Source organism: Aeromonas sp. A35_P (genome assembly GCF_002259925.1).
Lineage (GTDB): Bacteria > Pseudomonadota > Gammaproteobacteria > Enterobacterales > Aeromonadaceae > Aeromonas > Aeromonas dhakensis.
Genome location: NZ_NEVB01000023.1, coordinates 1 through 13,517 on the forward strand (window position 1 = coordinate 1; position 13,517 = coordinate 13,517).

The 13,517-nt window shown below is 63.7% G+C and carries 10 protein-coding genes and 2 pseudogenes; 11 read left to right on the plus strand and 1 reads right to left on the minus strand.

Annotated features, from left to right (window positions below):
- The first annotated feature begins 83 nt into the window (after positions 1 to 83).
- From nrfA to pbpG, 9 genes and pseudogenes are all read left to right on the plus strand, one after another.
- Complete coding sequence (gene nrfA, locus CAK78_RS02270) at positions 84 to 1,529, plus strand: ammonia-forming nitrite reductase cytochrome c552 subunit (protein ID WP_094696224.1); 1,446 nt, start codon at positions 84 to 86, stop codon at positions 1,527 to 1,529.
- Positions 1,530 to 1,580: 51 nt separating this feature from the next.
- On the plus strand, positions 1,581 to 2,195 hold the full coding sequence (nrfB, locus tag CAK78_RS02275) for a cytochrome c nitrite reductase pentaheme subunit (RefSeq protein WP_094696225.1): 615 nt from the start codon (positions 1,581 to 1,583) through the stop codon (positions 2,193 to 2,195).
- The gene (locus CAK78_RS02280) at positions 2,192 to 2,884 is read left to right on the plus strand and encodes a 4Fe-4S dicluster domain-containing protein (RefSeq protein WP_094696226.1); all 693 of its coding nucleotides are present in this window, start codon (positions 2,192 to 2,194) and stop codon (positions 2,882 to 2,884) included. Before nrfB ends, CAK78_RS02280 begins: the two co-directional genes overlap by 4 nt.
- 90 nt (positions 2,885 to 2,974) lie before the next feature.
- Complete coding sequence (gene nrfD / locus CAK78_RS02285; protein WP_176452641.1) at positions 2,975 to 3,928, plus strand: cytochrome c nitrite reductase subunit NrfD; 954 nt, start codon at positions 2,975 to 2,977, stop codon at positions 3,926 to 3,928.
- A 162-nt stretch (positions 3,929 to 4,090) separates the two neighbouring features.
- On the plus strand, positions 4,091 to 6,052 hold the full coding sequence (gene nrfE, locus CAK78_RS02290) for a heme lyase NrfEFG subunit NrfE (RefSeq protein ID WP_094696228.1): 1,962 nt from the start codon (positions 4,091 to 4,093) through the stop codon (positions 6,050 to 6,052).
- Positions 6,049 to 6,636 carry a DsbE family thiol:disulfide interchange protein gene (locus CAK78_RS02295; protein WP_094696229.1) on the plus strand — a complete coding sequence of 196 codons (588 nt, stop codon included), beginning with the start codon at positions 6,049 to 6,051 and terminating at the stop codon, positions 6,634 to 6,636. The genes nrfE and CAK78_RS02295 overlap by 4 nt, the downstream gene beginning before the upstream one ends.
- Positions 6,633 to 7,823, plus strand: coding sequence for a heme lyase NrfEFG subunit NrfF (nrfF, locus tag CAK78_RS02300; protein ID WP_094696230.1), 1,191 nt, complete (start codon positions 6,633 to 6,635; stop codon positions 7,821 to 7,823). Before CAK78_RS02295 ends, nrfF begins: the two co-directional genes overlap by 4 nt.
- A 110-nt stretch (positions 7,824 to 7,933) precedes the next feature.
- Positions 7,934 to 8,406: pseudogene (locus tag CAK78_RS02305) on the plus strand (NUDIX hydrolase).
- A gap of 402 nt (positions 8,407 to 8,808) precedes the next feature.
- A complete protein-coding gene (pbpG, locus tag CAK78_RS02310) occupies positions 8,809 to 9,729 on the plus strand; it encodes a D-alanyl-D-alanine endopeptidase (protein ID WP_017782682.1) in 921 nt (306 codons plus the stop codon).
- 107 nt (positions 9,730 to 9,836) lie between these two features.
- Here the strand turns inward: pbpG and CAK78_RS02315 are convergent, their stop codons facing one another.
- A complete protein-coding gene (locus CAK78_RS02315; RefSeq protein ID WP_094696231.1) occupies positions 9,837 to 11,222 on the minus strand; it encodes a tryptophanase in 1,386 nt (461 codons plus the stop codon).
- Between the two features lie 470 nt (positions 11,223 to 11,692).
- On the opposite strand from CAK78_RS02315, the gene CAK78_RS02320 reads away from it, so the two are divergent.
- Positions 11,693 to 11,869, plus strand: a complete 177-nt coding sequence (locus CAK78_RS02320; RefSeq protein ID WP_094696232.1) for a DUF2256 domain-containing protein — start codon at positions 11,693 to 11,695, stop codon at positions 11,867 to 11,869.
- Positions 11,869 to 13,424 (plus strand): annotated as a pseudogene (locus tag CAK78_RS02325) (cryptochrome/photolyase family protein). Before CAK78_RS02320 ends, CAK78_RS02325 begins: the two are co-directional and overlap by 1 nt.
- The last annotated feature ends 93 nt before the right edge of the window (positions 13,425 to 13,517 follow it).

Below are 13,517 nucleotides of genomic sequence, written 5' to 3' on the forward strand. Positions count from 1 at the left end.
GCCTGCTCCTGCCTTGTGCGGGGGCTGATGCCCACATCCAGGATGGAACGGTCAGGCTTGGCAATGAGATCGATTTGGGAGTGATGATCGTGAGTTCACACAACAGACAGACCAGGCTGGGCCTCGCCGCCCTGCTGCTGACCACCGGCCTTGGCACCAGCGGCTGGGCACAGGCAGCCGATGAGACGCAACCCAAGGGCAAGGTAGAGGCACGCAGCGAGCTGTTCGCCAAGGATCACGCCGATCAGTTCAGCAGTTGGAAGGCCACCGGCGAGAGCCGCGAGCGCACCGATGCCCTGGCAGAAGATCCGCAGATGGTGGTGCTTTGGGGCGGCTATGCCTTCGCCAAGGATTACAACAAGCCGCGCGGTCACTTCTACGCCCTGACCGACGTGCGCGAGACCCTGCGCACCGGCGCCCCCAAGAGCGCCGAAGATGGCCCCCTGCCCATGGCCTGCTGGAGCTGCAAAGGCCCGGACGTGGCCCGCGTCATCGACGAGAAGGGTGAGGATGGCTACTTCAAGGGGATGTGGGCAAAAGGTGGGCCGGAAATCGTCAACACCATCGGCTGCGCCGACTGCCACGACACCGCTTCCAAGGAGTTCAAGGAGGGCAAACCCGCCCTGCACCTCTCTCGTCCCTATGCCGACCGCGCCATGACGGCCATCGGCAAGCCGTTCAAGGAGCAAGGGCGCTTCGATCAGCAGTCCCAGGTGTGCGGCCAGTGCCACGTGGAGTACTACTTCACCAGCCCCACCAAGGCGGTGAAATTCCCCTGGGACAAGGGCACCACAGTGGAGCAGATGGAGCTGTATTACGACGAAATAGGCTTCGCCGACTGGACCCATGCTCTCTCCAAGACCCCCATGCTCAAAGCCCAGCACCCCGAGTACGAGACCTGGCGCGCCGGCATTCACGGCCAGAACAACGTCGCCTGCGTCGACTGCCACATGCCCAAGGTGCAGAACGAGCAGGGCAAGGTCTACACGGATCACAAGGTGGGCAACCCCTTCGATCGCTTCGATCAGACCTGCCGCAACTGCCACACCCAAAGCAAGGAGATGCTGCAAGGCATAGTCAAGCAGCGCAAGGAGGCCGTCACCGAGATCAAATTGAAGGTCGAGAAGCAGCTGGTGCACGCCCACTTTGAAGCCAAGGCCGCCTGGGATGCCGGCGCCACCGAGGCCGAGATGAAGGACATTCTGCAGGACATCCGTCACGCCCAGTGGCGCTGGGACTTCTCCATCGCCTCCCACGGGGTGCAGATGCACGCACCGGAAGTGGCGCTGCGTATGCTGGGGACCGCCCTGGACAAGGCAGCCGACGCCCGCACCAAGCTGGCACGCCTGCTGGCCGCCAAGGGGATCAGCCAGGAGATCGCCATTCCTGACATCTCCAGCAAGGAGAAGGCCCAGGCCGCTCTTGGCATGGACATGAAGCAGATGAACAGCGACAAGGCCCAGTTCCTCAAGACCACAGTCCCCGCCTGGGATGCCGAGGCCAAAGTGGCCGGACGGCTCGCACAATGACGAGGGAGGCGGGCCCGCACAGCCGGGCCTGCCGCCGGATGGAGGCTTCCTATGGGTGATTTAACGATGGATTTCTTACGACTGATGCTGATGGCAGCCATGCTGCTGACCAGCCTGCAGGGCCAGGCCGCCGATGCGACCGGCGCGCCTGCGGCCCTCCCCGCCACACCTGTCTCTGCCACACATGAGGTGGAGTTTTTGCGCAATCCCGATGCCGCCTGTACCGACTGCCACAAGGAGCAGGCCTACGGCATGCACGGCAAGCATGGCCAGGCGACCAACCCCAACAACCTGGCGCCGGTCACCTGCACCAACTGCCATGGTCAGCCCTCCCCCAAACACCGGGAAGGGGTCAAGGATGTGATGCGCTTTAGCGACAGCTTCAATGACAAACAGAGTACCGAGCGCTACCCCATCGCCGAGCAGAACGGGGTCTGCATGAGCTGTCACGAGCCCAAACCCCTGCGCGAGGCGCTCTGGGCCCACGACGTGCACGCCACCAAGCTCACCTGCACCAGCTGCCACCAGCTGCACCCGGCCAAGGAGCCCATGGTGGCAATTCCGGAGAAGTCCCGCATCAAGCTCTGCGTCGACTGTCACAGCAAGCAGCATGAGGCCGTCAAGGCGGCCAAGGCGAACACCACCTCGGGCAAGGAGGCACAATGAGCTGCTCTCGCCGTCACTTCATGGCGGGGATGAGCGCGGGGGCCCTCATCATGATGACGGGGGCTGCTCGTGCCAACACCCGCTCCCTTGCCACCACCCTAGCCCACAGCCAGACCATCGACGGGGTCCGCTTTGGCATGATCCACGACGAGACTGCCTGCATCGGCTGTACCGCCTGCATGGATGCCTGCCGGGAGGTGAATCAGGTGCCAGAGGGGGTCTCCCGCCTCGAGATCATCCGCTCCGGCCCCATCGGCACCTTCCCCGATGCCGAGTACCACTTCTTTCGCAAGTCCTGCCAGCACTGCGACAACGCCCCCTGCGTGCACGTCTGCCCGACCGGTGCCTCTCATATCCGCAAGGAGGATGGCATCGTCGACGTCAACCCGGATCTCTGCGTTGGCTGCATGTACTGTCTGGCCGCCTGCCCCTATCAGGTGCGCTTTATCAACCCTGTGACCAAGGTGGCCGACAAGTGCGACTTTTGCCACAAGACCAACCTAGCGGCGGGCAAAGAGCCGGCCTGCGTGGAGTCCTGCCCCACCAAGGCGCTGGTGTTCGGCAATCTGGATGACCCGGACAGTCCCATCGCCAAACGGCTGGTGAAGGAGACCACCTATCGCTACAAGCAGGCACTCGGCACCTCGCCCAAGATGTACCGCGTGCCCAAAGGGGAGATAAAGTCATGACCATGCAAGCGGCGTTTCACTTCCCCTCGCTGGTGTGGGGATTTGCCCCATCGCCATCTACCACGACAATAACCGATGGAGGGAATGACCATGTGGCATGACGCATTTCACTTCCCTTCCCTCGTGTGGGACTGGCCCATCGCCATCTATCTCTTTCTGCTCGGCATCTCCGCCGGGGCCACCACCCTCTCGGTGCTGCTGCGCCGCAAGGGGGCCGGCAGCGAGAGCGGCATCATCAAGGCGACCGCCATTCTGGCGCCGGTGAGTGTGGTGCTGGGGTTACTGATCCTCATCTTCCATCTGGCCCGCCCCTGGACCTTCTGGAAGCTGATGTTCCACTACCAGTTCGACTCCGTGATGTCCATGGGGGTCATGCTGTTTCAGGTCTACATGGCGGTGCTGTTCGCCTGGCTGGCGGTGGTGTTTCGCTCCGAGATCGAGACCTTGCGCCGTCACCTGCTGCAAGAGAAGTTCGCCTTTGTGGATAGCCTGATCGCTTGGCTTGCCCGCATCGAGCGGCTGCTGGCGCCGCTGTTGCTGCTGCTTGCCGTGCTCTTGGGCGCCTACACCGGCTTTCTGTTGTCGGCGCTCAAGACCTATCCGCTGTTGAACAACCCGGTGCTGCCGGTGCTGTTCCTCATCTCCGGCGTCAGCTCCGGCATCGCCTCCACCATCTTGCTGGCGGTCACCCTGTTCAAGGAGAACCATCACAGCCAGGGGGTGAGCTTCGTGCACCGCTTCGAGCGGCCGGTGCTGGCGGTGGAGGTATTGCTGCTGGTCTGCTTCTTTACCGGCCTCTACTTCGGTGGCGGCCAGAAGGAGGCAGCCATGTGGGCCGCCATCGGCAGCGGCTTCTGGGCTCAGGTGTTCTGGCTCGGAGTGGTGGGCATCGGCATGCTGCTGCCCCAGTTGCTGGCCCTGCTGGCTCCCGCCCCCCTGCGGGCCAAAAACGGCTATCTGGTACTGGTCTGCAGCCTGACCCTGGTGGGGATCCTGCTGCTGCGCTACTTCGTGCTCTATGCCGGCCAGATGACAGTAATTTAAAGGCACGATCACCAGCGCCAGCCGCCCTCCGGTGACTGGCGCTTATTTGTGGCGATGAGTTGTTGCAATTGGTTGTTGCCAGGAATGTGGATGTTATCCCCCAGCGCCGGTACGGTGCAGACGCTGCGGCATAACATAGACGAATGATTGACTGGAGGTTGTGTGCTGGCGGAGCTCGGCTATCTCTCACTGTTGCTGGCGACCGGGCTCGCCCTGCTGCAAGGGCTGCTGCCCTGGCTGGGGCTGCGGCTCGCCTCACGTCCGCTGCTCGGCTGCGCAGCACCGCTGGCCCTCCTGGTCGCGCTCCTGTTGTTGGCCGCCCTGCTGCTGCTCGCCAGCTGTTTTGGCCTTGATGACTTCACCCTGGTCTATGTGGCCCAGCACGCCAACAGTGCCCTGCCTATGGGGTTCAAGCTGGCGGCCGTGTGGGGAGGCCACGAGGGCTCCATGCTGTTCTTCGTCTTTGCGCTGGGGCTGTGGGGCGCGCTGGTGGCTCTTTGCTCCAGGCCGGTCGATCCGCTGATCCGCACCCGGGTATTGGCCATCATGGGGCTGATCGTCGGGCTGTTCGGCCTCTATACCCTGATCTTCTCCAGCCCGTTTGACCGCCAGTTCCCGGGGCCGCTGGAGGGGCGCGATCTCAACCCCATGCTGCAGGATATCGGCCTCATCATCCACCCGCCCCTGCTCTATCTCGGCTATGTCGGCTTTGCGGTCAACTTCGCCTTCGCCATGGCGGCGCTGCACTCGGGCAGGCTCGATGGCGCCGTGGCTCACTGGATCCGCCCCTGGGCGCTCGGCTCCTGGGTGTTTCTCACCGCCGGCATAGTGCTGGGTTCCTGGTGGGCCTATTACGAGCTCGGCTGGGGCGGCTGGTGGTTCTGGGATCCGGTGGAAAATGCCTCCCTCTTGCCCTGGCTGCTCGGCACCGCCCTGCTGCACGCCCTGGTGGTGTGCGAGAAACGCGGTGCTTACGGCCACGCCGTGTTGCTGCTCTCCATCTTTACCTTTGCCTTAAGCCTGCTCGGTACCTTCGTGGTGCGCTCCGGGGTGCTCACCTCGGTGCACGCCTTTGCGGTGGACCCCAGCCGCGGCCTCACCCTCTTGTTGCTGCTCGGCTTGCTATTGACCTGCGCCCTCACCCTGTTTGCCCTGCGGGCGGACATTCGCGCCCCCTATGCCCGCTTTGGCTTGCTGTCAAAAGAGGGACTGCTCGGTGCCGCCATCCTGCTGCTCTGCGTGGCCTGCGCCAGCGTGCTGCTCGGCACCTTCTACCCCATGGTGTTCCAGTCGCTTCATCTGGGCTCGCTCTCGGTGGGCGCCCCCTATTTCAATACCATCTTCGTGCCGCTGGCCCTCTGCCTGATGGCGCTGATGACCCAACTGCCGCGCCTGCGCTGGCAGCATCTGGCAGCCCAGCGTCGCATCAAGGTGCTGCTCCCATGCCTGTTCGGCCTGCTGGGGGGCGCCTTGCTGAGCCTCGCCTATCCCGAGCCGCTGCGGGCAAGCTGGCTGGGGCTTGTGGCCAACGTGTTGAGCCTCTGGCTGATGGCCAGCCTGCTGCTCCCGCTCTTACAGCCGACGTCGCGGCGCGAACTCACCCTCAATCGGTTCGGCAGCCTGCTGGCCCACCTCGGGGTGGCGGTGTGCGCCCTCGGCATTGCGCAGGTGAGTCACCACAGCCAGGAGGGGGGTGCCGTACTCGCCGCAGGCCAGCCCTATCGGCTCGGCGCCTTCGAGTTTCGCTATGAGGGGAGCGAGCCGCTCATCGGCCCCAACTACACCGCCGAACGCATCACTCTCAGCGTGCACAAAGAAGGTAAAGAGGAGGCCAGACTCACCCCAGAGCGGCGCCACTACAGCGTGCGTACCATGAACATGAACGAGCCCGGCATTGCGTGGGGAATGCTCGGCGATCTCTACGTGGTGCTTGGCGAGAAGATGGGGCCCGGCGCCTATGCCATGCGGCTGCACTACAAGCCGCTGGTGCGCTGGATCTGGCTCGGTGGCCTGTTGATGATGGCGGGCGGCGCCCTGCGCCTGCTCGCCCGCCGGCCGCTGCTGGCTAGCCATCCTGCGCCAGCGACCGCCCCCTGCCCCCGGCTTGAACAGGAGTCCTTATGAACGCCCGTCTGCGCCTGTTCGTGCCGCTCCTGCTCACCCTGGGGCTCGGAGCCCTGCTCTGGCTCGGCCTTGGCAACAACCCCTACAGCCAGGATGAGGCCGTCGCAGGGCGCACCCTGCCTGCCTGGCAGAGTGACGATCTGTTTGGTGGCGCCCCCATCCACACCGCGGCACTCAAGGGGGAGCCCTTCGTGCTCAACGTCTGGGCCAGCTGGTGCCCCAACTGCCGCGCCGAGCATCCGCTGCTGGGTGAGCTGGCCAGCGCCGTGCCCCTCTATGGCCTCAACTACCGGGACAAGGGGGATGCCGCCCGCGCCTGGCTCGCGCAGGCGGGCAACCCCTATCGCGCCGTACTGGCCGACCCCGACGGCCGACTCGCGCTGGAGCTCGGTGTCTACGGCACGCCGGAAACCTATCTCTTCGCCGGCGACGGCACCCTGCTGACCCGCCACACGGGTGAGCTCACCCGGGAAGTCTGGCAACGCCAGTTTGCCCCCCTGCTTGCCGAGGCCCGCAGCAACACCGCCGGCCAGCCCGAAGTGGAAAGAAAAGTGGAGAGACAAGTGCAGGAGCGCAAGCCATGAGCCGTCTCGGCCACACCCTGATCGCACCACTCTTGCTGGCATTGAGCCTCGGAGCCCTTGCCAGCGGGGTCGACACCTATGAGTTTCGCCACCCCGAGCGGCAGACCCGCGCTCAGGAATTGGCCCGCGCCCTGCGCTGCCCCCAGTGCCAGAACCAGAACCTGGTGGAGTCCAACTCCCCCATCGCCCGGGATCTGCGGCTCGAGGTCTATCGCTGGGTGGACGAGGGACAGTCTGATGAGCAGGTGATCGCCCGCATGACGGAGCGCTTCGGCGATTTCGTGCGCTACGATCCCCCCTTCAAGCGCAGCACGGCGCTGCTGTGGGGCGGCCCCGCCCTCTTGCTGTTGCTGGCGCTCAATCGCCTGCGCAGGAGTCTGCATCGTCGGCAACCGGCGCGGGTGCCGCTTGTCGGCGACAGAGCAGAGGGGGCGCTCGCCCACGACCCCAGAGCCGAGCTGAACCGGCTGATCATGGCCGAACAGCAGGCGGGGCTTACCCCCCACAGCCGCCTCTACCGGGAGCTGGAGCTGGCCCGCCTCGCCAACGCCACCCCACCTGCCGAGCAGGCCCTGCGCGAGCGGCTGGTAAGAGATAGCACCGTCCGTCCGCAGCTTAGGCTGCGTGCCTGGATACTGCTTGGGGCCCTGCTGCTGGCGCTGATGGCCGGCATTTATGCCGGCACCGGCCGCTATCAGGCGTGGCAGGCTCATCAGTCGCGCCCCGATCCGCTGGCGGGATTGAGCCCGCGGGATCTGCAGGACAAGGAGCTGGGCGCCCTGCACCAGCGCTTGCAAGCCAACCCCGCCGATCTCGACGGCTGGGCGGCGCTCGGTCAGCTCTATCTCTATCGGGACGAGTACGCCAACGCCCTGCTCGCCTACCAGCGTCTCGCCCTGCAAGAAGGAGGCGCCAGCGCGGCGACCCAGGCCGCCCAGGCTACCGTGCTCTACTACCAGGCGGGCCAGCAGCTCACCCCGGAGGCGCAGCGCCTGCTGGGCAGCGCGCTCAAGCAGGACAAGGGCGAGGTGAGCGCCCTGATGCTGCTCGCCTCCGATCACTTCCTGCACGGCCGCTACTCCCGGGCCATCGCCCTCTGGCAGCAGTTGCTGGACGAAGAGCGCCCCCGCATCAACCGGGCCGCGCTGATCGAGGCGATCCAGACCGCCCGTATGATGGGAGGCTGATCGCACGCGTGACAGGGGCTGAATGCCCCTGTCACGTTTGGCCCGCACAAGCGCCGCCGGCAGGGAAATCACTTGCCAGCCTCCCGTCGGCGGCCGAACAATAGGCGTCTATTGAACCTGCTTTTGGAGCCTGCCCCATTCGCTGTCACACCGTCTCCGGTGTCGCCCTCTCAACGATTGATGGTGCAACAAAGTGCTGGTGATGAAGCGTGTAAAGGGTGGTTTCTGGTGCCATGTGGCGGGCACGGTCGAGGCGGGGGAAACCGGCTGGCAGACCATTATTTGCGAGTTTGGCGAGGAGACGGGTATCAGGGTTTGCGAGTTATACACAGCCCATTATCTGGAACAATTTTATGAAAGCGCTTCAAATACGGTGGAGGTAGTGCCGGTCTTTGTGGTCTATTGCCCGCCCAATCAGGTGGTCACCCTCAATGATGAGCACACCGAGTATCGCTGGTGCACCTTGGCCGAGGCCAAGGCACTGGTGAGTTTCCCCGGCCAGCAGGCTCTCTATGATCATCTCTGGCACTACTTTGTCGAAAACAGCCCCTCGGCGCTGATGCGGGTGGCCATGACACCATAGCGGGTGCATGCCAAGAGCCCTGCCGTTATCCCCTTGATCCTGTGATGATCCACATCCGGCCATGGCGACCATCAGCACATGTTGCCGACCCTGATCAGGCCATTTTCAGCAGAGATGATCACCCAGAATGAGCGAGAGGAAGGAAACAAGCAGCAGAGAGCGGTAAAAAAGTCACTATCTGGCGGCCAGGGGGCGCCACCAGCCGCACACCGCCCCCCTGTTTCTCACACCGGCCAGCCCTATAATTACTCGTATGAAGCCGCCCACGGCACTTATTACCGTTATTTCAAGGTGCGCCATCCCATAAAATTGAAATATCGGGCCATTAGACGTTGTGAAGCGTCAATTACCGTCATATAACTTAGCCAAATATCCCTGTCAGCCGTACGGTAGCGTCAAATCATGATTACTCGCCCTTTTCTTACCCTGTTGCTCGGTGCCTTCCTCGTTCCCGTCAGCATGGAGAGCGCCCAGGCCAATCCGTTTTCAGCCCAGTCCCACTCCCCCAACAGCTTTCTGGAGCAGCGCAACGATCTGGCGCTGAGCTCCGCCGCCTTCGTGGTGGCCAACCCGCGCACCGGTGAAGTGCTGTCGGAGCGCAACGCCAACCGGGTGATGCCGATAGCCTCCATCACCAAGCTGATGACGGCGCTGGTGGTGCTCGATGCCAATCAGCGGCTCTCCGAGATGCTGACGGTTACCATGGCCGACGTGGACAGACTCAAGGGCACCGGGTCGCGGCTGGCGGTGGGTTCGCGCCTGAGCCGGGCCGACATGCTGCACATCGCCCTGATGTCCTCGGAAAACCGCGCCGCCTCGGCGCTGGCCAGAAACTACCCGGGTGGCCAGCGCGCCTTCATCGAGGCGATGAATGCCAAAGCCCGCATGCTCGGCATGTGGAGCACCCAGTTCTCCGACAGTACCGGGCTCACCCCCCGCAACGTCTCCAGCGCCCACGATCTCGCCAAGCTGGTGGCGGCGGCATCCACCTATCCGCTCATTCGCCAGTACTCCTCCACCGAGGAGCGCATGGTGCGCAACGGCAAGCGCCAGCTGCACTACCTCAACTCCAACCGGCTGGTGCGCGAAGGGAGCTGGCCCATCTCCCTCTCCAAGACCGGTTACATCCGCGAGGCGGGGCGCTGCCTGGTGATGGCCACCCAGATCAACCGCGAGCCGGTGATCATGGTGCTGCTCAACGCCGACACTCCCAACGCCCGGGTGGCCGATGCCAAGCGGATCAAATCCTGGCTGGAGACCTCCGGTCGTATGAGCCTGACCGCCCAGTCCAGCCCCCGGACCAAGCTGTTCAGCAGCCAATAACGCTCCCGGCGATCATCGTCAAAAAAGCCCCCGCATCCAGGTGCGGGGGCTTTTGTTGTTGAGCCTTGTGGCCAAGCCTGCTGGCTACAGCGCCGACGTGCTGGCGATCAGATCGGCTTGAGCCGCGCGGTGAAGTGACGTAGCAGCGGCGGCTCGTAGTCAAAGGTGAGACCGCGAATGTCGCTGGCCCGCGCTTTCACCGCGATCAGGCAGTCGGCCACATAGTCCATATGATCCCGGGTGTAGACCCGACGCGGAATGGTGAGTCGCAACAGCTCAAAGTCCGCCGCCTCCTGCTTGCCGGTGACGGGATCGCGCCCCAGCAGCAGGGAGCCTATCTCCACCCCGCGCACACCCCCTTCCAGATAGAGCTCGCAGGCGAGCGCATGGGCCGGGAACTGCCCGGCCGGAATATGGGGCAGCAGCTTCTTGGCGTCCACAAACACCGCATGACCGCCGGTGGGAGTCTGGATGGGGATGCCAGCCTCGGCCAGCCGCTCGCCGAGATAGGCCACCTGACTGATGCGGTAGGTGAGATACTCCTCATCCATCCCCTCGCGCAGGCCGATGGCGAGCGCCGCCATGTCCCGCCCGGCAAGGCCGCCATAGGTGACAAACCCCTCCATCGCCACGCAGCGCACCTGCACCGCGCGAAACAGGTCGAGATCCTCTTTAAAGCAGCAGAGCCCGCCGATATTGACCAGCCCGTCCTTCTTGGCCGACATGGTGAAGATGTCTCCCAGCGCAAACATCTGGCGCACTATCTCCTTGATGCTGCACTTGGCATAGGCCGGGTCCCGCTCCTTGATAAACCAGGCGTTCTCGGCAAAACGGGCGGCATCGATCACCACCGGAATATGGTGGCGACGGGCCAGCTCGGCGACCGCCTCCATATTGGCCATGGAGACCGGCTGGCCACCGGCGCTGTTGCAGGTGACCGTGATGATGATGCCGGCCACGTTGGCGGCCCCCAGGGTTTCGATGGTGTCACTCAGGCGAGGGAGATCAAAATCCCCCTTCCAAGCGTAGGGGGCCGTGGTGTCGAGGGCTTTCGGGGTGAGCAGGTTGATGGCCCGCGCGCCGGCCAACTCCACGTGGGCCTTGGTGGTGTCGAAGTGGTAGTTGGAGATAAAGACCGGCGCCTTGCCCCGGCAGCGCTTGACCAGCTCCGGGAAGAGGATCTGCTCGGCCCCGCGCCCCTGGTGGGTGGGCATCACATGCTGGTAGCCAAAGATCTCGCGCACCGTGCGATCCAGCTCGACGAAGTTGCGGCTGCCCGCATAGGCCTCATCCCCCATCATGATGCCCGCCCACTGACGATCGGACATGGCACCTGTGCCACTGTCGGTCAGCAGATCGATGTAGACATCCTCGGCCAGCAGCAGGAAGGGGTTCCAGCCAGCGGCCTCGAGGGCGGCGCGGCGCTCGGCGCCAGTGGTCTGTTTGATGGGCTCGACCATCTTGATACGAAACGGTTCGGGTATACGACGCATAAAAGACTCCTCACCGGCGCAACGCCAGTGTGTTTGAAATTGGAATTGGTAAAGAGGCCGGGGCGATCAGGGTCGTCCGGCTGACAAATTCAAACGGCGGGTACCGCCAATCAGCGGTGAGGAAAGTCGAGGGTCAGAATGGGATCCCGGGTGTACCAGTGGGCGAGCAGGCAAGCTGCCCGGGGCGTAGCTGTCACGATTGGCATCACTCCCCTCCATGTCGGTTGTAACCAGTCGGTGGCCAATAAGATCCATTGATGGATGCTGCCAGCAGGCAGCCTCGCCAAGTTAACAACTGGTTGTCATGCAAACAATCCGAGTGTCAACGGGTTGTGCGTCTGCTCACAAAGCGCCCACTCAGCGGACTCGATACCGGCGACAGTGATCCCCCCTGTGCCCCGCTTCGTTAAGCTGTTATCCCGGTGACTTGATCCTATTCACGCCGCTCGTTGCCAACCATCGGAAGTCCCATGCATCGCAAAGCCCATCTGCCCGAGAAGATCTGCCCCGTCTGCCAGCGCCCCTTTAGCTGGCGGCGCAAATGGGCACACAGCTGGGAGGCTGTGCGCTACTGCAGCGAGCGCTGTCGCCGCGCTCGTCACCGCAGTCATCATCGCAGTCATCAAGATAATGGGGAACCAGCCTGATGGAGCTGCGCCTTGTGCTCGGCGATCAGCTCAACGCCGCTCACAGCTGGTTTCGCACGCCGGATCCGGCGGTCTGCTACCTGATGGCGGAGCTGCGCCAAGAGACCGACTACTGCCGCCACCACCGCCAGAAGGTGCTGGCCTTCTTTGCCGCCACCACCGCCAGAAGGTGCTGGCCTTCTTTGCCGCCATGCGCGCCTTCGCGGCGGCTCTCAAAAAAGCTGGCCACCGCGTCTGTTACCTGACCCTCGATGAGAGCGCCCGCTGGCCCGACTTGCCCAGTCTGCTGACGGCCCAGCTTGAAGCGCATCAGGCCGACAGCTTCGCCTGGCAGAGCCCGGACGAGTGGCGCCTCGCCAGCCAGTTGCAAGCATGGGCGGCTGGCCTTGCCATCCCTGCCACCGAGGTGGAGAGCGAACATTTTCTCACCCCCCGCGATGGCTGGCAGCGCTACCCCCACAGCCGGATGGAGTTCTTCTACCGCGCCCTGCGAAGGCAGTACCGGGTGCTGCTCGATGAACGCGACCAGCCCCTTGGCGGACGCTGGAACTTCGATGCCGAGAACCGAGCCAAATTGCCGGCGAGCCAGCCGATCCCGACACCGCTCACCTTTGCCAACCAGGTGAGCGACATCGATGCCATGCTGACCCGCCACGGGGTCAGCACCATCGGCGAGGCAGATGCCAGCAAACTGCCCTGGCCCATCAGCCGGCGCCAGAGCCGCGAGCTGCTGGCCCATTTTCTGGCGCACTGCCTGCCCCACTTTGGCCGCTATCAGGATGCTCTGAGCGAGCGGGGCTGGAGCCTGTTTCACAGCCGCCTGTCGTTTTCCCTCAACAGCAAGATGCTCCACCCCCTCGAGGTGATCCGCGCCGCCGAAGCCCACTGGCAGGCCAATCAGACCACCATCACCCTGGCGCAGGTGGAAGGGTTTATTCGCCAGATCCTCGGCTGGCGCGAGTTCGTGCGCGCCCTCTACTGGGAGAAGATGCCCGCCTATCAGCAGACCAATTTTCTCGGGGCCAACCGGCCGCTGCCCGGTTTCTTCTGGAGTGGAGAAACAAACATGGCCTGCGTGCGCCACGCCATTCGCCAGTCGCTTGATCACGCCTATGCCCATCATATCCAGCGGCTGATGGTGACCGGCAACTTTGCCCTGCTGGCGGGGATCGATCCTGATGAAGTTGATCAGTGGTATCTCGGTATCTATGTGGATGCCATCGAGTGGGTGGAGCTGCCCAACACCCGCGGCATGAGCCAGTTTGCCGATGGCGGCCTGATGGGCAGCAAGCCCTACGCCAGCAGCGGCGCCTATCTCGAGCGGATGGGCCACTACTGCAAGGGGTGTCACTATCAGGTGAAGGCCCGCAGCGGCGATGGGAGTTGCCCCTTCAACAGCCTCTACTGGCACTTTTTGTGGCGCAACCGGGACAAACTTGGCAGCAACCCTCGCCTCGCCCTGCCCTATGCCAACTGGGATGGCCAGGCCGCCGACCAGCAGCACGCCATCCTGAGGACGGCGGAGCAGTACCTGATCCGGCTGGAGCAGCTCTGACTGCCACAGCTAATGCCAACAAGTCCACAAATTTCAACATTGAAAACCAGTTAAATAATTGTAAATAGATATATATCCCAATTATATCTACAC